The organism is Nostoc sp. CHAB 5836 (genome assembly GCF_020829445.1).
Lineage (GTDB): Bacteria > Cyanobacteriota > Cyanobacteriia > Cyanobacteriales > Nostocaceae > Nostoc.
Map to the genome: position 1 here is coordinate 30,394 of NZ_JAIVFV010000016.1, position 20,688 is coordinate 51,081.

Sequence of the window (20,688 nt, forward strand, 5' to 3'; positions counted from 1 at the left end):
ATTGCAACGTCTCTACACTGTCCACTGGACAAGGGTTTTAGTCTTATCTGAACTGTATTGGGTTATAAACCGCGTCTACACAAACAAAACCGACCCCCGTGGGTTTCAAAACCCTGATTTGACCTTAGTCCGCTTTGCCTGTATAGCCGCGAATTCCATTCGCCAAGGCTTAAGTTGACACGTATGAGCATTGCTGTGCCCGTACCGGGTGGTCTATTTACCTGAAAATAGCTGTAATAAAAAAGTACTAATGTAATTGTGACTACTTAATAATCACCTTACCACCAGCTTCTTCGATGCGCTTCTTAGCATCTTCAGCAGCATCCTTAGCAATACCTTCTTTAACTGCCTTGGGCGCAGCTTCTACCAAGTCTTTAGCTTCTTTCAGACCCAAACCGGTCAATTCCCGGACAATCTTCAGCACGGCAATCTTCTTATCAGCTGGAACTGATTCGAGAATCACTTCAAACTCAGTTTGCTCAACGGCTTCTTCAGCCGGAGCCGCCGCCGCACCAGCCATCATCATCATACCACCAACGGGTGCAGCAGCACTTACGCCAAAAGCTTCTTCAATTTGCTTGACTAACTCAGAAGCTTCCAGCAAAGAAAGGGTTTTTAGTTGTTCTAAAATTTGATCGGTTGCAGCAGACATTGATATAACTCCTGTAATTTTGATTATTTATTTGTCATTAGTCATTAGTCATTAGCTTTTGACTTTTGACTGATGAACACCAAGTCTATTCAGCAGCAGTTTCTGTGCTGCTATCAGCTTCAGCAGTGCTTTCGCTGCTGCTATCTTCGACAGCAGAGGTTTTGGTGCTACCACCACTTTGCTCTTGGTCGGCCACAGCCTGCAAAGCACGAGCCAGTGAACCAGGAACTTCGTTGATACCCACAGCAATCTTGGTAGCTAAGGCGTTGATAGCTCCAGCAATTTGGGCGATGAGTTGTTCCTTAGATGGCAAATCTCCCAGTACCTTGACATCCGGTTCTTTAAGTAGACGACCTTCCAGTACACCACCACGAAGTTCTGTCTTCTTGGTAACTTTTTGGAATTCTTGGTACGCCTTAATTGCCGATGAAAAATCTTCTTTTACCAGCAAAAAAGCGGAAGAACCATTGAGCAATTCCGACAAAGGCTCCCATTTTGCATCATCTTTAATGGCAATGCCCATTAGGGTGTTCTTTGTCACCTTACAAACAGTGCCACTGGGACGCAGCCGCCGCCGTAAGTCTGTGATTTCCGAAACTGTTAGCCCCTGATAGTCAATTACCAGTGCCAGAGTTGACTCACTCAAAGTTTCTTTGAGGTCAGCTACTATCTCTTTTTTATTTTCTAGTGTTCTACCCATTCCAATCTCACCTCCTTAAAATAATCGGTGAAGTGCCCTACTTGTGCGTTTTTTCTAAACCTGAACCCAAACAACAAACCCCAGCTAATTTAGCCGGGGTTGAGTATTAAAACTCCCGATGCCATAGTTATCACACCTTTGTAGGCGGTAATTCTGACAATTAGAGTTTTAACCTCGGCAGGGTATTTGAGCTATTAGCACCTGCTGTCTCCGGCTTTGCCTATTTAATTTAAAGTTAGGAGTGAGTAGTTAGGAGTTAGAAGTTTTATTCTTAACTCCTAACTTATAACTCATAACTCTTTTAATTTAAAGTTAGGAGTGAGTAGTTAGGAGTTAGAAGTTTTATTCTTAACTCCTAACTTATAACTCATAACTCTTATTAACTTGCTTCGCTCAGTTTTAAATCTCGTAGAGCGCTGATATCAATTTTAATCGATGGCCCCATTGTGGCTGACACATAAAATGTGCGCCAATAACGACCTTTAGCTCCCGAAGGACGATTACGGTCAATCGTCTCCTGCAATGCCTTCAGGTTGACTAACAAATCTTCAGGCGAGAAGGTTGCCTTACCAAACATAACATGGACAATACCAGTTCGGTCAGCTCGGAATTCTAATTTACCAGCTTTGAATTCTGCGATCGCACTTCCTAAATCAAATGTTACAGTTCCACCCTTGGGCGATGGCATTAAACCACGCGGCCCAAGCAACTTACCCAGCTTTGCCACTTGTGGCATCACATCTGGTGTGGCAATCAGCTTGTCAAAATCCATTCTACCTTTCTGGATTTCGTCAATCAGTTCTTCTGAACCTACTATATCAGCACCAGCGTTGCTGGCTTCGTTTACCTTTTCGCCTCTGGCTATCACCGCCACCCGGACGATTTGTCCTGTACCTTTGGGCAGTGCTACCGTTGTCCGCAACTGTTGGTCTGTATACTTGGGGTCAATTCCCAACCGGATATGCGCTTCCGCCGCTTCGGTAAATTTAGCTGTTGCTGTGTCTTTGAGAAGGGCTAAAGCCTCTAGGGGATGATAGTCCTTATCTTCTACTTTTGCTTGCAGTCCCTGCAAACGACGCGATATTTTTGGCATTTTATTCTCCTGGGGTAATTCCGAAGCTTCGCCTCTCCCCCGATACAATTTTGGATTTTAGATTTTGGAGTAGGAAGTTAGGAGTGGGGAATGACGAGTTACTAATTAAAAACTCATAACTCATAACTCATAACTCATAACTTTTTTAGTCTGTGACTGTTATGCCCATATTTTTAGCTGTTCCTGCCACAATCTTCATTGCCGCGTCGATGTCGTTGGCATTAAGGTCGGGGAGTTTCGTTTGGGCTATTTCTTGCAATTGTGCTTTAGTAATTGACCCAACCTTCTTTTTGTTGGGTTCATTGGAGCCTTTTTCAACTTTCGCCGCCTTCCGAATCAGCACTGATGCGGGTGGCGTCTTGAGTACAAATGTAAAACTCCGGTCTTCAAAAACCGAAATTTCTACAGGTATCACCATTCCAGCTTGGTCTGCTGTTTTGGCGTTGTACTCTTTACAAAACATCATGATGTTGACACCATGTTGACCCAAGGCGGGCCCAACTGGCGGTGCTGGGTTGGCTTTTCCAGCATTCAAGGCCAGTTTAATGACCGCCACTACTTTCTTCGCCATTTGTATTTAGCTCTGTTTCTCTACCTGATTAAATTCCAATTCTACTGGTGTATCCCTGCCGAAAATCGAGAGCAAGGCTTTAAGTTTACTCCGTTCTGGGGAGACTTCAATCACCTCACCTTCAAAGTCTTTAAATGGGCCAGAAAGCACCATTATCTTATCACCAGTAGCCATGTCAATTTTGACAACAGCTTCTTGTTCGCTGGTTTGTTTGAATATACGTTCAACTTCTGAAGAACTTAGTGGTATGGGGTTGACATGACCTCGACCCTTACTGCTACCACGTTTTTGTTCTGAACCGACAAAGTTGATTACATGAGAGGTGTTGCGTACCACCTGCCAGGTATCATCGTCCATCATCATCCGCACCAGCACATAGCCAGGGAAAACTTTTTCTTCTGTATGCTGGCGACTACCATCTTTGCGGATTTTCACCGATGGCGTTTGCGGAATTTCTACCTGCACAATTTTGTCAGCGACATCAAAAGTTTGAATGCGTTGCTCTAAGTTAGTTTTTACCCGCTTTTCACAGCCTGAGGCTACTTGCACTGCATACCAGCGTGCTTCTTTTGACGCTGTTTCTGCTGTTTCTGCTGTTTCCTCCGACTGCAAGATTGAGTTGCGCGGTTCGTCTGTTGCGAAAGTCATCAGAACACCTGTTTAGCTGCCCAAGCAAACAATCCATCGACCAAGTATATCAAAGATGCGGAGAGCGCCACCATTAACAACACAGCAGCGGATTCGCTCACTATTTGTTGGCGACTGGGCCAAACTACTTTTTCAAGTTCTTCTTTAATTCCCTGGATGAAGTTGCCAAAGCTAAACCCATTTGTGGTTTCTGGCAATTCTGCTTCACTTTTTTTGGCCACGACCGTTTATCCCCCTTTGTCACTCAATTTTGGATTTAGGATTTTAGATTCACCCCATGCTTTAAGGCAAAGGCATTCAACTTTGGATTTTGGGTTGTCCATTTTTAGATTTTTTGTCAATCCAAAACCTAAAATTTCAAATCTAAAATTTGTTCGTCCAGATTTGCCGTTTCGACTCTATTTCACTTACTGGAAGCAAAACAACTGCAAACTCAATAAATTTACCCGAAATATTAGCGCTAACTGCTATGTTAGCAGCTGCGTAATTATTTCGGGCTTTGTTTTTTGCTCTTGAGCGCGCCCTGGAGGACTTGAACCCCCGACATCAGGTTTTGGAGACCTGCGTTCTACCAACTGAACTAAGAGCGCACAAGCTGTTTTTGATTCAGTGATTGCGCTGAACTAAATTTCAGTTTAACGCAATATGCGATCTATATCATACCTCAATTTTGTCTGGGAAACAAGTCAGCGGCAGATGCCGCTTGAAGAAAAGAGATTTCTCCCTTGACACTCTCCGACCACTAGGATGAGGAGATTCTTAAGACCTCACAGTCTTAATATCCTGTATAAACAGGTTCCCAGGCTCACCACGTTTGCCCGGTAGGGCGTAGTGATATCTCCTCAAGGTTTTTCAGGCGTAGACTTTCCCCCAGTCCGGGGGTAGGTTTTTAAATCTTGTACTGATTAAACCATCCTAACATGGTTGAGTCCTTTAGGACTCAATTAGCCTTCATCACCCAGCCTGAAGTACGGAATACGCAACTACGTTGCTGTTCCTCAAGGGTTTTCGGCATATCTTGTATAAATGATTGAAGGATGAATCACAAAGGGCGGTCAAACCGTTGCTTGATCCGGGTTGCCTTACCTACGCGATCGCGGAGATAGTACAGTTTAGCACGGCGTACCTTACCACGACGTAATACTTTGATGCTGTCAATCCGGGGAGAATGCAACAGAAATACTCGCTCAACGCCCACACCTTGGAAAACCTTACGGACTGTAATAGTTTCGTTGATACCACCATTGCGCATGGCAATCACTACTCCCTCGTAGGGTTGTACGCGGTATTTTTCGCCTTCCTTGATTTTTACTCCCACTTTTACGGTGTCGCCCACATAAATGTCGGGCAAATTCGATTTTATGTGTTCCGCTTCAATGGAGCGGATAATCTCTTGAGCGTTCATAGTCTTTTTGTCTGCTTAAAAAAAACTCACAATCATCAATCATAAATCGATAATCCTATTTCAGTCTACCTATTTGGAGATTGATAATTTTACTGATACAACAGCCTAGAGATCAAAGCTATATTGCAGAATGCTGTACCACTGGGAGAAATTTATGAAATTTAGCGTCGTCATCAGTACCTATAATCGCTTGAATTTGCTGCAAAGAGCAATTGATTCGGCTCGTAACCAAACAATCGAGTGCGAGGTGGTTGTTGCTGACGATTGTTCATCTGATGACACCCAAACTTATCTCAAAAGCTTAGGGGACAAGGTTGTTTACCATCGTAACGAAGTGAACCTTGGTCATGCAGCAACGGTAAATGCTGGAGTTGCCAAAGCTAGCGGCGACTGGATTAAGTTTTTAGATGATGATGACTATTTAGCGCCCAACTGTGTAGAAGAGATGGCAAAGGCGATCGCACTTCGTCCTGATGCTGTAATCTGCTCTTGTGTAGCGGCTCAGGTCGATGGCAATGAAGTTGAACTCTCTCGCACTCCCCAAGTTGGCCCCGGTTTAGCTTTTTATATCCCAAAAGCTGATATTCACTACGGTATGCTTTTAGAGCTTGTACCCTTTGGCACGCCTGTACAAGTAGCTTGTCGGCGTGATGCTTTCCTCCAAACTGGTGGTTGGGACTCCACACTTGATGCTAACTGCGATGACATCGATTCCTGGATTCGGATTGCTCAGTTTGGCGATGCTATTTTCTTAAATCAGTGTCTTGCTTACCGGACTATCTGGACTGGTGCGTATAATCAAAAGTTTTCTTTGTCTCGGCGGTTGGCGACAAATATTTTGATGAAGGAGAAGATTTACGTCTTGGTGGATGAACAACACCGCTCAAAGATTCCCGTCTTTGAAGATATAAAAAATTACCTGAAACTCCATTGGATTTTAGTAGCGCTCAAGCAGGGAAATATCAAGAGTTTTTTTTCAATGATAGATCCGTCTATACTTTCTCCTCAGTCTTGGAAGTTTTTGCTAACTGCTATCTTATCACGTCGCACTCAAGGGAACAATTCTCAGGTTCGTAAACTTGTATTGATTGAGTGGTAAATGATGTACGGTCAAATAGATATAGGAGTGAAAAGGAATGTAGAGACGTAGCACTGCTACGTCTCTACAAGGGTTTCAGGCAACGAATTATTTTAATTCTGTGCGACTGCTGGACTTCACCGTTAGCGCTCAGTTTAACTCCTCGCGCTAGACGAGGACGTTACTACCAACTACCAGATTTGTCGCCGTGAAATTATTCAAAGTCACCAAGGTGTAAAAGTAAGAACCAATACCATAGTTAGAGTAATTAACTTGTGTAGAAGTACCCGATTGCACAAACTGTAGGTAGCCATCACCGACGGGATTGCTGCCTGTGTAGCGGAGATTCTTAAACGCCTCAGTAAGGACTAACTTATCCTCGTTCTGATTAAAGTCAGTGATGGTATCATCCACATAATAACTCAAGGTTTGGTAGATAAACTGGTCACGACCACTACCGCCAGTCAAGGTATCGGAATCTGCACCACCAACAAGGATGTCATCACCAGCACCGCCAGTCAAGGTATCATTACCTGCACCACCCCTTAAAAGATCGTTGCCACTTTTGCCGTCGATGCCGTCAGCACCCGCCTGACCATTAATAACATCGGCCGAGCTGTCAAAGCCATTGACATTGTTGTTGAGGTCATTGAGAAAGGTAACTATGTTTTTGTTAGAGATGGTGCTTTGGGTAGAGTTGGCATCGAAGACATCAAAGCTTTTACTAATGGTGTTTTGCCCATCAAATAGGATATTGCCGATGGTGGAGAGGTTATCTAGGTTTTGCAGGGAAAAGTTTTGCAGAATAATTTTGTTATCAGCTACCCCTTCAAAAGTGATTTCCAGATTGTTACCATTCTGGGTGAGTAACAAATTTTGGGCTGTCAATCCAGTACCTTGGAATTTCAGAGTATCCAATTCGGCAATGATTGCTGCCGAGGGATTTGAGCCTTTGCCTAGTCCACCAAAATCAGTAATAGTATCAACACCGTCACCTAAATTGTAAACAAATTTATCGTTGCCACCGCCACCAGTGAGGATATCGTTGTCTTGATTCCCGGTGATGGTATCGTTCCCGCCTTTAGCGTTAATTATGTCAGAATAGTTTTTGCCCACTAGATTATCAGCGCCATTGGTTCCATTCAGCCCGTTGAACTCTAATGCACCAATATCAACTTTACCCTGAGATATTCTGTCAAATCCAGCGCCGCGTTGGTCAGTGGTGATCCCTGCTGGAATCAGAGTATTACTACCTGCATTGATGGCAGGACTATCCCCAATTAATGCATGAGTAAAGGTTCCACCACCGTTATTTTGTAGGGGACTGAGTTTGGGGTCAATGGGATTGGCGCTAGTGCCAACGAGGGTGCTGGTAGTAAAACTAGTGCTACCTGTGTTGTCGCCAATCAGGTTGTTGCCGGCATCAGTGAAATTGCCAAAAACATCAAAGGTAAAGATAGGGGATTCATCATTGTTGTACGTATTGTTGAACCTGCTTACAGTGTTACCTGCAATGATAGTGTTGCCAACTATGGCAGTCCCCTTTAAGTTGTTAAAAACACCACCACCCTGAAGATAATCACTACTGTTGGAATAGCCTTCGGCGCTGTTATTGGTAATGGTGCTGTTGCTGAGGGTGAGAGTTCCGGAGTTAGAAATGCCACCGCCGTCAATATACGCAGTATTGCCAGAGATCGTGCTATTGGTCAGGTTAACCGTGCCAGAGTTAAAAATACCGCCACCGCTTTGCGCTCTACTACCAGAGACAGTGCTATTGGTCAGCTTAACGGTGCCAGAGTTATAGATGCCCCCACCGTAAGATGGGTAAAAATTAGTACCGTAGCGATGATCAACCTCGCTGATCGCACTATTATTAGAGACGGTGCTTCCCGTTATACTGAGGTTGCCTGTGTTGAATATGCCCCCGCCGTAGGCAGGGTTGTAACCGAGGTATACACCATTATTAGAGACAGTGCTATTAGTTAGGCTAAGGTTGCCTTTGTTAAGGATACCCCCGCCTAATAATGAGCCTATATTACCAGAGATCGTAGTATTAGTCAGGCTGAGAGTACCTCTGTTGAAGATGCCGCCTACAGCGCCGTAATTATTAGAGACAGTGCTGTTTGTCAGGCTAAGGCTGGCATTGGTATCAATCAAAATACTGCCCAAGGGCCCATAACTATTAGCAATCTTTAAGCCATCAATAGTTGCATCTGTGCCTGTGCGCGATATCTCAAACACGCCTGAGACATTACCGCTAATGGTGAGCTTAGATACCCCAGTCCCCAAAATCTTCAGATCATTGGTAATCGTCAATTTTCCAGAGGTGAGGGTGATGATATCTGGGGTGGAATCGGTGAACACACCCGCAAAGGTAATCGTATCTGCTCCAACAGTAGCATTGGCATTGAGGATAGCTTGTCGCAATGACCCTGCCCCAGAATCGTTGGTATTAGTCACCACTGTGTCAGTATTAGCTGGTTTAGTTGGGGGGGGTTGAACTTCATAAGCACCAATATCAACAACACCGTCAAATATCCGGTTAAATCCAGCACCGCGTTGGTCGGTGGTGAAACCCGTAGGAACTAAGGAATTCTTGCCAGCGTTAATGGCGGGACTACCTGGAAGTAAGGCATGAGTTAAGGTTGCACCACCGTTATTTTGCAGCAGTCCGAGTTTGGGGTCAATGGGGTTAGCACTTGTGCCGACGAGGCTGCTGGTGGTAAAGTTGGCGGTGTCAGTATTATTGCCAATCAGGTTATTGCCGGAGTCAATCAGGCTACCAACCACATCAGGGTATAGATCACCGGAGGTGGAGTTGTCGAAGTTGGCTGCGATGATAGTGTTACTAACTTTGACATTACTATCAACCTCATTATAGTTATTAAAAAGACCCCCACCATTGCCATTACCATCACCATCGGAGTCAGCAGTGTTGTTATTAATTGTGGTGCTGATTAGAGTAAGTTGATTGTCTGCGTAGTTGCCCCCTCGATCAGAGTTGCCTGTGTCATTGTATATACCACCGCCACTCAAGTTTGTCGTATTGCCAGAGATGGTGCTGTTAATTAGAGTAGCTGATCCGCCATAATCACCAAATTCCGGCGTTCCGTTAAAAATGCCACCTCCACTCAACTTTGCCCTATTGCCAGAGACAGTGCTATTAATTAGTCTGAAATTCTGTGCATTATTATAGATGCCACCCCCACTCAAGTTGGTCGTATTGCCAGAAACACTGCTGTTAATTAGGCCGAGAGAAATAGAATCAGAATCATTAAAAATGCCGCTTCCGCCTGTATTGCCATAAACACTACTTTCCGTTAGTCTGAGGATACCACCATTACCGTTATATATACCGCCTCCAGTATTGCCAAAGACGCTGGTGTTAGTAAGACTGAGGATACCGTTGTTAGAGATACCCCTTTTCTTTCTATTGCCAGACACGTTGCTGTTAGTGAGACTGAGGATGGAATATGTATTGACCTTAATATCGCCCCTAGCGATCGCCAAGCCATCAATGGTGACATCTGTCGCTAGTCCTGATATCTCGAATATTGTAGGGACATTCTTCCCACGCACGGTAAGATTAGATGTCCCAGTCCCCAAAATGGTAACATCGTCAGTAATTCTCAGTTGCCCAGAGGTGAGGGTAATGGTATCTGGGGCGCCCTTAGTGAACACTCCGCCGAAGGTAATAGTATCATTTCCAGCAGTAGCATTGGCTAAGTTAATTGCTTCCCGCAGTGTAGTGATGCCGTTGTTGCGATCGCCATCATCTGCATCCCCGGTATTATTTACCGTAAATGTTCCTAGTACTCCTGCGTAAGCTTTCCGCGCCGTTTCTGTAAATGCAAGGTTTACTTCCATATCAGTGGTGCTACCTGACAACTCCCAGTTACCGCCTAATGCTGCACTGCCGATCAACTGACTAGAAGCAGCAATATTCGCTCCCGTCAGTTGGTGCAGTTTGGCAAGAAATTCTGCCCCCACATCACCAGAAGCTACATTGCAACCATAGATGAGTAAGTTGCAGGAGTTATCACTTTTGGGTGAGGGCGAAAATATCTTCTGCCATTGTTGGAGTTGCTGGCTATGGTATTCGAGGGTATCGAGTCCTAAGTGAGTGTTACCCAGTTGCAAGCTACCAGGGGCACCATGACAAACAAGATGAATGCTGCTGAGGTTTTGGTTAGCGCGAGTTGCCAAAATCTCCGTAATTTGCTCAACACCGTTGTGTGTCGGGTCAATAACGAATACTTCTGTGTGGGGGATAACACCGTTGACTAAACTTTGATAGTCTTCAACTGCCGTGTCGATGAAGACCAGGCTATGGGTATATGAGGTGGGTATTATAGAATTTAATTGGAAGTGTGGAGTATGTAACGTTGCCATTTTGTTACTTCAAACTAAGGTTATGAGGTCAACTAAAACTGACTTTAGCCTTGTAAATCCTGGGTTTTCACACACTTAATAACATTCACAATTACTCCCTTCCCGCCGAAAGATTATCCATTATGTATTATATAAAAATACATGAGTAAACATGACTCACCTTCTACTCAGGGAGATGGGGTGACAATCTAGGTAATTGATTGCGCGACGCTGTTACTACAAGTATATTACATTGCTCGATAATTTTCTAGCGGGATCTAATTCCAAACAGAAAATTCTGAGCGCGGACTTGCGGCGCTCAGAATTTTGGAGATCAACTTTGCGTATAAACATGGAATGTTTATTTGCCTAGCAGCTTAAAAGCGATAGTTGCGATCGCGCACCCACATACTAACTGGTACTGCTTTACCCTGTGGATCTACTTTCGCCTTCACCACAATGGGTGGTACTTGTCCTCTGCGGGCGCGTTGGGCTTGTAAGTCGTTGGTAATCTGCTGCCGTTGGTTTTCTCTGATGTAATATGTTTCTAAGCCGTAATTAACAGAGCCATCTTGATAAACACCTTTTAAGGCTACTTGGTTGGCTCTAAGAGTTGTGGGGCGATCGCTACTTACTCGTAACGGTCTCCAAGCTCTAGGAACACCGCGACCAGAGGATAGTTGCTCTTGTAAAGTCACGTAGATATTGGTTCCTTCAGGCAATCTTCTGCCACTTCCACGACCTTTGCTAACTAATGTTTGCCAACCAGACAGCCTACTTAAAGTTGAGGTACGGGATATGTTGTAATCTAATGCTAAGGTGTTACCTTCTAGGACATTGCTAGGGTCTACAGGTACGGTTTGCAAAATCACCGTCTTGCCTGTCACATCTGTATAAAGCGCTTGGGCTGGAACTGCCATAATTAGTCCTGTTTGCAGCGCCAGGGGAGCTATTAACCGCCAAAAAGGTAAGGGCTTATTCGATTTTTGTTCAGTAGCAATCAAGTAATCCCGAAAAGTCACCTTGCTGGAAAATTCGGCTTCGGGAGACAAAACTTTATTTTTAGATTCAGAAGAGGTATTAGTCATGAGCGTAGTCCTAAAAAGCAGAGGTCTTGAGGAGATAAAAAGTAACGAGATTAGGACTGACGCAGAGAAACTTTAAAAACTTTGATGGACAGAGATTTTCAGTTAGGAGTTAGGAGTTAGGAGTTGGGAGTTAGGAGTTAGGAGTTAGGAGTTAGGAGTTAGGAATCATTCAATTTTAGATTTGGAATTTCGGATTGAAGAAAAAATCTAAAATTTAAGTGAACCTTTCCTGACTTCTGACTTCTGACTTCTGACTTCTGACTTCTGACTTCTGACTTCTGAATTCTGACTCCTGAATTCTTTAATTTTTTGCCCTACTTTTTACTCGTAGAGCTAGAGCCACCAGGTAAGCGGCGTTCAAACCAGAGTCCGGCGCTAATTAAGGCAGAACCGCACAAGACAAAGACCAGTGACCTGAAAAGTAAGTCGGTGTCATACTCTTGCACGCGACTGATAATTTGCAGTGTAATTAACAGCATACCGCCCCAAAAGGAACTTCTGTTGCTTAATTTCAATCCTTCTTGAATTAGTCCCCAGGCTAATGTTGCTAGAAGTACATTGAAAATAAAAATGCCAAGTTCATCAATCCGGCTGATAGTTTGATGCCAAAAAGGTACTAGGGTAATAAAGACAAGAAATGTACTAGTGACAGCAGTTCTGAAAATAACTTCGCGGCGGGGAGGGTTATTTCTTTGGCGCAGCAGAAACAACCATTGCAATACTGCCAAGCCACTGAGAATCCCCAAATCGATGATTGGCAGAGACTCGAATAAGTTTGTTAAATTCGTTGGCTGATTATAATTATAATTTGGAGATTCCCAGACCCAACGAAAAGACAGAACATAAAAAACAGCGCCGAAGCTTACCAACGCTAAATTACGGGCCAGAGATTGAAACAACCTGTAATTTATGGTTGGGAACAGCAAGTCATCATAACTCCAGAATAATGCAGGTGGGAGTACAAAAGCAAAAGATGCCACCCAAGGGGCTATATCAGCATAATTTAGCAGTGGTAGAGGATTAAGGTTAGCTTGTAAGGAGCTAGCAAAAACAAAGGCTGCTAGACCAAAAATCCAACGCGAACGACAGAAGTAGGCTAAGGGTACAAACACCAGCCATGCCAGCAAAGGCATATGCTGCACCACTAGACGCGACCAAGTTAACTCACCTGAAGAGTACCACAAGTCTTCTAGTCCAGTCCAGTAACCGATTTCCACGAGGATAATTGACAGAATTCCTAAAGAATTTAAGGACAAGCTGAAGGCCATCACCACAACACCCAACCCCCAGGCGAGAAACAGTTGGGAAGTTGAACCAACAATATTGAACATCTGGGCCATCAGCAGTAAATTTGCACCGAAAATCAAGGCACTTAAAATTAGCAACCCTTCTCCCAGTAAGCGTTTACTTCGTTCTGGTTTCTTTCCTTCAGGTGGTCTCCAGGTGTAAAATCCAGCGATCGCGATCGCGAAAAACAAACTCATCATCAGAATAAATTTGACTTCTCGTGACCCTCCCTGCCAGTTTCCTGCTACAAAGGTAATTATGCCTAAGCATAAAAGTATGCTCCCGACAGCGATCGCGATGGCTTTATTGCGATCGCGTGCAGCAGCTTCCAGGTTTTTAAATTGATAACGTTCCGCTATTTGCTCATACAGCGAAGAACTAATTAATCCTTCATCCCTCCATAGTTGTGCTTCTTTTCGTAATTTTTGTGGAAAACTATCTAAGATCATGACCTTCTCCGGTGCAGTGGGGTAGCTTGGCCATTGCGATCCCAATGGCGGTCATTATATTTTGAGTATGAAGCCAAAAGCCTTAATTACATTGTTCTTGTGTAACAGTTTTATCTTGATTCTGATACAAGCTAATTCGTAATCTACATGGAAAAACCTTCTAATTTATTACTTAAAGTTTCGCGGCGTTTGTTTACTAATCTAGATGAGCAAAAAAAATTTATTGAGGCTTTAATGAATCCTCAGGCTTTTTCACCCAGTATTATTTGGTGTCAAGAAAAGCCCGATATTTCGCCTTTCTCTGTGGAAACACCAACCTATTGGCAACCACAATTTATAGACCGCTTATCTCTGGGAGAAAAACCTGGTCAGCATCCCTTGCATGAAAAAGGATATTTTTATTGTTTAGATTTTTCTTCAGTGTTTGCAGCTACTATTTTATTAGCTATTCCTCAATCAGTGCGTTTAGTTTTTGATATGTGTGCTGCACCTGGAGGTAAAAGTATCTTTGCTTGGAAAGGTTTACAACCTGACTTACTCATCAGTAATGAAGTAATTGGCAAACGTCTAGGAATGCTAATTTCTAATTTGAAACGTTGCCAGATTAGCCCTAGTGCAGTGGTTAATAGAGATTCGAGTATATTTGCCCAAATGTTTCCCTGCTCTAGCAATCTAGTCATAGTAGATGCTCCTTGTACTGGACAATCTTTACTTGCTAAAGGTGAAAAAGCGCCTGGATGTTTTCATCCAACTGCTATTAATAAGAGTGCAAATCGGCAAAAGCGCATCATAGCTAACTCTGCTAAACTTGTTTCACCACGAGGCTATCTTGCTTATATGACTTGCACATATTCACCTGAAGAAAATGAGCAAGTTTGTGAATGGTTTTTGGAACGCTTTCCCCACTTTCAGGCAATAGAAATTAGTAATTTATCTAAATATCAGTCGCCTTTAACTACAATGCCTTGTTATCGGATGTTTCCTCAAGATAAGTTAGGCGCTGGTGCATTTACAGTCTTGTTTCAAAATACTAATGATGATGAAGATGTTGATCAAGTAGTAGATTTGAATACAATATCTTCGCTGTATATCTACCAAAATATTAAAAAGTTAACTTAGTACAGCTTTCCATAAAATCGTGGCGAATTGAGGGTTGAAATTTAAACGCAAAGGGACGCAAAGGGAAGCGCAAAGGAACGCAAAGAGAATTCGCTACAAATTTATGAAATATTGTACTTAGTTAGGGACTTGCAATTTAAAAAATACTCAACTACTTCTTGTGGGGTGAGCGACACGAGCGCCCGTAGTCAAGGGCCAGGGCTATTTCATTCTAGACATAAACCACCCGGAACTGAAGTTCCTCTCTTATAGCTAAAGTCCGTTAAAACGGACTATAACCTTTTCTCAGTCGTCTTTAGACGACTTTCGCTATTAGACTCAGAATTAATTCTGAGGCGGACTAGATGAGAATGAAATAGCCCTGAGTCAAGGGCGCTCGTGTTGTTAGAAGGTGAAAGTTGTTCTCAGCGTACCGATAATTGCATCATCGTTATCGCTGTTTTGACCAGGAGAGGTCAACCAAATCACACCAGGGGTGATTGAGATGTTATCTGACACGCGATACTTGTAAAAGCCTTCAAAGTGATAAGGTATATCATTACCAGCAAAACCTGGTCGGTTAAAGGAATAGGGTTCTGCACCAGCAAAAATACCCAATACATTACCTCTTTTGCCGAAGTCAGGCAAGGCTACCCCAAGACCGTAGCTCCAAGCTTCATAATCATCACCAGCACCAAATCCTGAGATATCGTGGTAAGAAATGAAGCCACTAACTGACAGTTTGTCGCTCGGTCTGAAGGCTGCCGATATCCCATAGGAATTACTGGAAGATGCGTTTAGATCATTTGGATCATTGAGGCTGTTAGTGAGCCTGTTAGCTTGATCAGTACCTACGACGCGGCTAGCACCAGCAGTCAAACCACCGCCTGCATCAAATAAGCCGATACTTCCAGCACCATGATAACCGTGAACGTAGGTAGCAGCGATCGCCAAGCGATCGCCAACACTAAAGTTCAACTGTCCAAGAGCTGCATAGTTCCCCTCTAACAAACCTTGATTTGGGCCAGGATTATTAGCATTTGACGCTAAGTAGCCTACAGTCAATGAACTTGGTTTGAAAAAGCTGCCACCGCTACTAAAGGGTAAAGTCAGTGCTAGACCTGCACCACCACCAATGCGATAGATCGGACTTTCAGAAGCAAAGGTAGACAAAGCACCATTACCGCCATCATAGTCCTCAAAGTAAGGGTTGTTAGTGGCAACATAATCGCTATGAATACCTCCGGTGGCCGCCAAATAAACTTGGGCTGGGCCTATGGGTACGTAATACGCCAGCCAGTCTATATTGACACGGTTGTTATCAGTGCTGCCGAGTTCAAATGTCTGTTTACCTTCAGCAGTACCAGTAATAGGAACACCATTATTCCCCACTTGACTAAAAGCTGTAGCATTACCGGCTGCAAGACGGGTGTGTAAAACGTCTTTACCTGTGAAGCTGGTTTGCAAATCTAAACGTACCCGATCTTGGAAGACAGTATTGTTAGCATCGCCAGTATTACCGCCAAACACATCAGTAACGGCAAAAATAGCTTCACCCACCAATTTTGTGGTAGTAGAAAACTGATTTGCTTCTAGTTCCGCAGTCCGTGCTTCTAGAGAATCTACTCGACCACGCAGAGTTGCTAGTTCTGCCGAAAATTCCTCTTGCAAACGCTGGAGAGTCGCTAAATCCTGTTTTGATACCAAGTCAGCAGTTGCTGTCGCAATCAGTTCATTAACCCGATCTAAACAAGCATTCAAACCTGCGGCAAACTCATAACGAGTCAGTGCCCGGTTGCCACGATAAGTGCTATTGGGGTATCCTGCGATACAACCGTAGCGTTCAACTAGGGATTGTAAAGCTTGGAATGCCCAGTCAGTCGGCTGTACATCAGAAAACTGAGAAACCGATGTGACTTGAGACAGTGAATTCTGGTTCTTGCCTTCGCTGCTGTAGCGATCAACTTGTTCTAAAACCTGATTTCCATCAGTTTTTTGAGCAACTAACTGCTGATTAACTTTTGGTTGCTCTGTTTGGATCAATATTGAAGCAGTAGAAGCTATTGGTGCTTCTGTCTGAGCAGCTTTTGCCTTTGTATCTTCAAAAGAGCTTGCTACTTCAGCAGCCATAGCTCTAGCGGAAACTAACACCGTCACTCCCAAAACTACTGGACTTAGTGCCAGAGTTTTCCACAATAAATGAGACATTTTTTATTTTCCTTTCCCAAAAAAGACCCCAAATCAGTGGGTTCAAGAAAAAGAGAACAAGCAATTATTCTACTTATTATAAACATTATCAGATTGCTGTTACGTAAGCTATATCTAAGAGAGTTTTCCTGGATGAAGAATCGTAAAGTCTTGCAGATAGATGCCTTGTTTGCCAAAAGTCACTCCGATATTTAGCTTGGCAACCTCAAAGGCCAATTTCTCGTTTGAGATACTCAAAAATACTTTCGCTGGCATGGATAACACAATCTGGCTGCGAGAGAGATCATGAGTTCTTGCCTTTGACAAGTTTCTATTTTTCTTAACTTGACACCAATGACAAGATGTCCACCCCACAAGAGTTTGATTCAATTTGGTTATGCAAATTAGATGTGTTTTTAGCTGATCAGCACTGTTGAAATAGCTCCTTAAAGCTTTTTGAGGCTGCTTCAGGTTTGGCAACGATTTCGACAATTTTATTGCGTGCATCTGCTTCAAACAGGGCCTCAACAGCAACTTGCGCCACTTTTTGCCTGGGTATACTACCGTCAAACAGTGTATCAGCACTTTGCATGACGATCGCGTCGGGATTATCTTCATTCTTCAACCCACCAGGCCGCACGATCGTATAGGTAAGACCACTTTTCTGGATATACTCTTCAGCTTGCTTTTTCCACACCAAAATCAACCAAAACAAGTTCAGTGGATGGAATAATTGCGAGGTACACAAAGAAGAAACTAAGACAAAATGCTCAATTCCCTTTGCCTTAGCAGCATCTACTAAATTTTTAGTTCCTTCAAAATCTACTTTATAGGGGCCAGTAGGGTCAAAGCTAGGTTTTGCCCCAGTTGCAACTAACACAACTGTGCTATCTCCCAAGGCAGCAGTCAAACTTTCTGGTTGTAAAACGTCGCCTACTACTAATTCAGCTTCAGGAGACAGAATACCCCTAGCTTTATCTATATCCCGCACCAGAGCGATGACGGGAATATTCCGCACTATCAATTCTTGCACAATCCGGCGACCTGTTTCACCCGTTGCCCCTGCTACAAATGCTTTCATGAGAAATGCTATCCTGGGAAACTATTGTGTGCTTGTTCTGTTCCTTATTTTAGTAATTCTATGGAGGTAATGGTAGATTAATGAGGTTTCGGTCAAAATGGGATCTAAATGCGAAATCACCCAGGCGCGTGGGGAATCATTAATATAGACGAACGCCAATGTATACAGTAATGCATTTATGCTTTCAAAAAAAGGCGAATATAAATCCTGGGAAATAACAGAAGCAGTTTTACCTGTAGCGTCTAGCGAAGAAGAAGCCAAGGACACGTTAACAGAAACAAATGTAGCGAGGCTGACCAAATTTTCCGGCCGTTATCAAGATTGTATGGAAATGGCTGCCCCAGTAGATCAGGTTGCTGAGTATCTCAATGGTCACGCATCATGGTTTTCACGCTGCGCTGAACCCATGAAGGTACAATCACTTGGGGAAAATGGCTATGCTTTAATAATTGGTCGTTTTGGTTCTTTTGGTTATGAAGTAGAACCGAAGATTGGTTTAGAATTGTTGCCTCCAGAGGAGGGTATTTACCGCATCCGTACAATCCCCATTCCTGACTACCAACCGCCTGGTTATGACGTAGATTATCACGCATCTCTACAGTTAATCGGAAACGATGCTTGCAGTAGTATTGGCGAGGTTACAAGAGTGGAATGGGAGTTGGATTTGATAGTTTATCTTCACTTTCCCCGATTTATTCAGCGATTACCTAAGTCTATAATTCAATCTACAGGCGATCGCTTACTTAATCAAATCGTCCGTCAAGTCTCCCGCCGCTTAACTCGTAAAGTTCAGGAAAATTTTCATAAATCTTTAGAAATACCGTTTCCTGGGAATTCCAAGCAAAAGCGCTGAGTCAACAGTCCTTTGTCATTTCTCATCCACCAATGACAAAGGACTAATGACAAATGACAAATGACTATGCTTTAGTGAGAATTCTTTGGACAATTTGCACCCCAGTAACAGCCTGCCAAGCAAAAAGTCCCAAAAGCGTGAAATTGATCAAAATGTGAGTAGCACGCGCCCAATTTGCCCCTTTCTGCATATAAGGCGACAAAGCAGCAGAAAATGCTATTAGACTTGTCATACCTAGTCCTGCTAACAGGTGAGGTTGTACAAACAACTTACCATTATTGATGTAAGTGACGGCCATCCCTCCAATCGCACCTGTGACCATCAAAGCTAGGAGTATAGACCCGATTTGGTAGTGTCTGAGGTTATATCTACCTTTAATCAGTTCTTTCTTTTCTTCCCCCTGAGCATTTCTGGTACGCTGTACTTGTAGTCCCAAATAGGCAGCATAAATTGAAAATACTAATAGCACCCACATAAGCACCGGGTGAAAAAAGTTCAGCCAATATTTTACCGACGTAGAAAGTTCCGGACTCATGGTGTTCTCCCCTAATTATTAAATCTTCATAAAAATTAGCATAACTCGATTTTCTGTGCTTAATGTTGCACAAATTAAAAGAGACTCTCCCATCTCCCCCTGCTATTTTCCTTCGCCCTCTTGCCAAAGTGGATAAACAATCTCAGACTAAATTTTGAGGGTAGACGAACAAAACCCCTGTGTGGGATCTCATTCATGACTGAAAACAACGATACTTTGCTGCTAAAAGCTGCTAAAAGTGGCGATATCAAGGGGCTGTGTGCGCTACTGGCTGCTGGTGCCTTGGTGGACGCGTGCGATCGCCAAGGCACCACGGCGTTAATGTTTGCTGCTAATTTAGGCTACACCGAAATTGTGCGATCGCTGCTGGATGCTGGGGCAAATATCAACTTGCCCAGAAAACTCTATGGTTTGACGGCTTTGATGTTGGCTGCTAGTGCCAAACAGCTTGACATTGTGCAGCTTCTACTATCCAAAGGTGCTGATGTCAATGCCACTAATGAAGATGGCAGCACAGCTTTAATGGCAGCAGTAGTCAAAGGTCATATCGATGTAGTGCGAGTCTTATTGGCTGCTGGTGCCCAAGTTAATATCGCAGATAAAGATCGTGATACTGCCTTGAAACTCGCCGTTAAGCAGGGAAAAATAGAAGTTCTACAAGCAATTCTCCAAACTGGTCTCGATGTTAATATCCGAGATCAGGAGGGTGAGACACTCTTAATGCTAGCGGCAGACTTGAGATATCTAGAAGTTGTGGAAGCACTGCTAGCAGCAGGGGCTGATGTGAATTTGAAAAACGCCGATGGTGGAACTGCCCTATCAGCAGCAGTGGCAACTGGACACAGTGCGATCGCAGCAGCTTTACTTGATCGAGGTGCCGAGATTAATCTCCAAGATCAAGATGGTGAAACTGCCTTACACCTTGCCGTTGTGGAAGGCTACATTGATGTCGTGCAATTACTACTTAACAGAGGTGCAAATGTCCATATCAGGAACCACCTGGGTGATACGCCACTGCTTGTAGCAGCATTCCAGGGACACAGCCAAATTGTCGAGGCACTGCTGTGTTCTGGGGGAGATATTAATGGGAAAAACCTTGGTGAAGTACCTTTGACGTTGGCTGCATCACAAGGACACACCCAAACAATGAAGGTGTTGCTAGAGTATGGCGCTGATGCCAACACTCCGGGGGATGATGGCAAAACTGCTTTGATCAAGGCAACCGAACGCAAGCACACAGAAATTATACATTTGCTGCTGGCAAAGGGGGCAGATGTGAATTTTCAAGACTCAGCCAGGGCAACATCATTGATGTGGGCTGCCTCAGCAGGCGATGGTGAAATTGTGCAATTATTACTCCAAGCTGGGGCAGATGTGAATTTGAAAAACCGGGGTGGTTATACTGCTTTGATGATTGCAGAATTTAATGGTTATAAGAATGTGGTGCTGAGTTTGCAAAAAGCCGGGGCACAAGAATAGCCACCTGAATTCTTCATCTAAAATATTTTCAAAAATATCTTGACAAATCATTAACAACTCTACCCAGTTTATCATCGTTCAGATACTCTGGCTTTACTCCTGCTCCTATTAAG

General features: G+C 43.6%; 18 protein-coding genes, 1 tRNA gene and 1 other annotated feature. Of the genes, 4 read left to right on the plus strand and 15 right to left on the minus strand.

Translation table 11 applies throughout. The features are described 5' to 3' along the window. Positions 1-262: 262 nt before the first annotated feature. The 8 genes from rplL to rplS form a co-directional block, all read right to left on the minus strand. A complete protein-coding gene (gene rplL, locus LC605_RS05420) occupies positions 263-652 on the minus strand; it encodes a 50S ribosomal protein L7/L12 (protein WP_229546541.1) in 390 nt (129 codons plus the stop codon). An 85-nt stretch (positions 653-737) separates the two neighbouring features. After that, entirely contained in the window at positions 738-1,352 is a 615-nt protein-coding gene (gene rplJ / locus LC605_RS05425; RefSeq protein WP_229546542.1) for a 50S ribosomal protein L10, read from the minus strand. A 63-nt stretch (positions 1,353-1,415) separates the two neighbouring features. Beyond that, positions 1,416-1,584: a sequence feature (ribosomal protein L10 leader region), on the minus strand. A gap of 147 nt (positions 1,585-1,731) precedes the next feature. Then, on the minus strand, positions 1,732-2,445 hold the full coding sequence (rplA, locus tag LC605_RS05430; RefSeq protein WP_229546543.1) for a 50S ribosomal protein L1: 714 nt from the start codon (positions 2,443-2,445) through the stop codon (positions 1,732-1,734). Between the two features lie 145 nt (positions 2,446-2,590). Continuing rightward, the gene (gene rplK / locus LC605_RS05435; RefSeq protein ID WP_069071558.1) at positions 2,591-3,016 is read right to left on the minus strand and encodes a 50S ribosomal protein L11; all 426 of its coding nucleotides are present in this window, start codon (positions 3,014-3,016) and stop codon (positions 2,591-2,593) included. 6 nt (positions 3,017-3,022) lie between these two features. After that, positions 3,023-3,664 carry a transcription termination/antitermination protein NusG gene (gene nusG, locus LC605_RS05440; protein WP_229546544.1) on the minus strand — a complete coding sequence of 214 codons (642 nt, stop codon included), beginning with the start codon at positions 3,662-3,664 and terminating at the stop codon, positions 3,023-3,025. Further along, complete coding sequence (secE, locus tag LC605_RS05445; RefSeq protein ID WP_229546545.1) at positions 3,664-3,885, minus strand: preprotein translocase subunit SecE; 222 nt, start codon at positions 3,883-3,885, stop codon at positions 3,664-3,666. Before secE ends, nusG begins: the two co-directional genes overlap by 1 nt. A 296-nt stretch (positions 3,886-4,181) precedes the next feature. Further along, positions 4,182-4,254: transfer RNA gene (locus tag LC605_RS05450), tRNA-Trp, on the minus strand. 452 nt (positions 4,255-4,706) lie between these two features. Further along, positions 4,707-5,069, minus strand: a complete 363-nt coding sequence (gene rplS, locus LC605_RS05455) for a 50S ribosomal protein L19 (protein WP_229546546.1) — start codon at positions 5,067-5,069, stop codon at positions 4,707-4,709. Between the two features lie 154 nt (positions 5,070-5,223). On the opposite strand from rplS, the gene LC605_RS05460 reads away from it, so the two are divergent. Then, positions 5,224-6,168, plus strand: a complete 945-nt coding sequence (locus LC605_RS05460; RefSeq protein WP_229546547.1) for a glycosyltransferase family 2 protein — start codon at positions 5,224-5,226, stop codon at positions 6,166-6,168. A 147-nt stretch (positions 6,169-6,315) separates the two neighbouring features. Here the strand turns inward: LC605_RS05460 and LC605_RS05465 are convergent, their stop codons facing one another. The 3 genes from LC605_RS05465 to LC605_RS05475 all read right to left on the minus strand — a co-directional run bounded on the left by LC605_RS05465 (position 6,316) and on the right by LC605_RS05475 (position 13,342). Beyond that, on the minus strand, positions 6,316-10,539 hold the full coding sequence (locus LC605_RS05465) for a DUF4347 domain-containing protein (RefSeq protein WP_229546548.1): 4,224 nt from the start codon (positions 10,537-10,539) through the stop codon (positions 6,316-6,318). A 356-nt stretch (positions 10,540-10,895) separates the two neighbouring features. Further along, positions 10,896-11,606 (minus strand): GDYXXLXY domain-containing protein, encoded by a 711-nt coding sequence (locus LC605_RS05470; protein ID WP_229546549.1) that lies wholly within the window; start codon positions 11,604-11,606, stop codon positions 10,896-10,898. Positions 11,607-11,920: 314 nt separating this feature from the next. Continuing rightward, positions 11,921-13,342, minus strand: coding sequence for a DUF2157 domain-containing protein (locus LC605_RS05475; RefSeq protein ID WP_229546550.1), 1,422 nt, complete (start codon positions 13,340-13,342; stop codon positions 11,921-11,923). A 147-nt stretch (positions 13,343-13,489) separates the two neighbouring features. Between LC605_RS05475 and LC605_RS05480 the strand changes: the two genes are divergently transcribed. Beyond that, entirely contained in the window at positions 13,490-14,461 is a 972-nt protein-coding gene (locus LC605_RS05480; protein ID WP_229546551.1) for an RsmB/NOP family class I SAM-dependent RNA methyltransferase, read from the plus strand. A gap of 384 nt (positions 14,462-14,845) precedes the next feature. On the opposite strand, the gene LC605_RS05485 is transcribed toward LC605_RS05480, so the two are convergent. From LC605_RS05485 to LC605_RS05490, 3 genes are all read right to left on the minus strand, one after another. Next, positions 14,846-16,648 carry an iron uptake porin gene (locus LC605_RS05485; RefSeq protein ID WP_229546552.1) on the minus strand — a complete coding sequence of 601 codons (1,803 nt, stop codon included), beginning with the start codon at positions 16,646-16,648 and terminating at the stop codon, positions 14,846-14,848. A 114-nt stretch (positions 16,649-16,762) separates the two neighbouring features. Continuing rightward, entirely contained in the window at positions 16,763-16,885 is a 123-nt protein-coding gene (locus tag LC605_RS32810; RefSeq protein ID WP_267868423.1) for a hypothetical protein, read from the minus strand. 166 nt (positions 16,886-17,051) lie between these two features. Beyond that, positions 17,052-17,708 carry an NAD(P)H-binding protein gene (locus LC605_RS05490; RefSeq protein WP_229546553.1) on the minus strand — a complete coding sequence of 219 codons (657 nt, stop codon included), beginning with the start codon at positions 17,706-17,708 and terminating at the stop codon, positions 17,052-17,054. Between the two features lie 178 nt (positions 17,709-17,886). Between LC605_RS05490 and LC605_RS05495 the strand changes: the two genes are divergently transcribed. After that, positions 17,887-18,561, plus strand: coding sequence for a DUF1997 domain-containing protein (locus LC605_RS05495; RefSeq protein WP_229546554.1), 675 nt, complete (start codon positions 17,887-17,889; stop codon positions 18,559-18,561). A gap of 64 nt (positions 18,562-18,625) precedes the next feature. On the opposite strand, the gene LC605_RS05500 is transcribed toward LC605_RS05495, so the two are convergent. After that, a complete protein-coding gene (locus tag LC605_RS05500; RefSeq protein WP_229546555.1) occupies positions 18,626-19,096 on the minus strand; it encodes a DUF4079 domain-containing protein in 471 nt (156 codons plus the stop codon). A gap of 195 nt (positions 19,097-19,291) precedes the next feature. On the opposite strand from LC605_RS05500, the gene LC605_RS05505 reads away from it, so the two are divergent. After that, positions 19,292-20,575 carry an ankyrin repeat domain-containing protein gene (locus LC605_RS05505; protein WP_229546556.1) on the plus strand — a complete coding sequence of 428 codons (1,284 nt, stop codon included), beginning with the start codon at positions 19,292-19,294 and terminating at the stop codon, positions 20,573-20,575. The last annotated feature ends 113 nt before the right edge of the window (positions 20,576-20,688 follow it).

Bases quoted from the DNA above. Each gene is read 5' to 3' on its own strand.
- rplL (WP_229546541.1), bottom strand. From the start codon at position 652: ATGTCTGCTGCAACCGATCAAATTTTAGAACAACTAAAAACCCTTTCT.
- LC605_RS05460 (WP_229546547.1), top strand. From the start codon at position 5,224: ATGAAATTTAGCGTCGTCATCAGTACCTATAATCGCTTGAATTTGCTG.
- rplJ (WP_229546542.1), bottom strand. From the start codon at position 1,352: ATGGGTAGAACACTAGAAAATAAAAAAGAGATAGTAGCTGACCTCAAA.
- LC605_RS05495 (WP_229546554.1), top strand. From the start codon at position 17,887: ATGCTTTCAAAAAAAGGCGAATATAAATCCTGGGAAATAACAGAAGCA.
- rplK (WP_069071558.1), bottom strand. From the start codon at position 3,016: ATGGCGAAGAAAGTAGTGGCGGTCATTAAACTGGCCTTGAATGCTGGA.
- LC605_RS05465 (WP_229546548.1), bottom strand. From the start codon at position 10,539: ATGGCAACGTTACATACTCCACACTTCCAATTAAATTCTATAATACCC.
- LC605_RS05490 (WP_229546553.1), bottom strand. From the start codon at position 17,708: ATGAAAGCATTTGTAGCAGGGGCAACGGGTGAAACAGGTCGCCGGATT.
- LC605_RS05485 (WP_229546552.1), bottom strand. From the start codon at position 16,648: ATGTCTCATTTATTGTGGAAAACTCTGGCACTAAGTCCAGTAGTTTTG.
- rplS (WP_229546546.1), bottom strand. From the start codon at position 5,069: ATGAACGCTCAAGAGATTATCCGCTCCATTGAAGCGGAACACATAAAA.
- nusG (WP_229546544.1), bottom strand. From the start codon at position 3,664: ATGACTTTCGCAACAGACGAACCGCGCAACTCAATCTTGCAGTCGGAG.
- LC605_RS05470 (WP_229546549.1), bottom strand. From the start codon at position 11,606: ATGACTAATACCTCTTCTGAATCTAAAAATAAAGTTTTGTCTCCCGAA.
- LC605_RS05480 (WP_229546551.1), top strand. From the start codon at position 13,490: ATGGAAAAACCTTCTAATTTATTACTTAAAGTTTCGCGGCGTTTGTTT.
- LC605_RS05505 (WP_229546556.1), top strand. From the start codon at position 19,292: ATGACTGAAAACAACGATACTTTGCTGCTAAAAGCTGCTAAAAGTGGC.
- rplA (WP_229546543.1), bottom strand. From the start codon at position 2,445: ATGCCAAAAATATCGCGTCGTTTGCAGGGACTGCAAGCAAAAGTAGAA.
- LC605_RS05475 (WP_229546550.1), bottom strand. From the start codon at position 13,342: ATGATCTTAGATAGTTTTCCACAAAAATTACGAAAAGAAGCACAACTA.
- LC605_RS05500 (WP_229546555.1), bottom strand. From the start codon at position 19,096: ATGAGTCCGGAACTTTCTACGTCGGTAAAATATTGGCTGAACTTTTTT.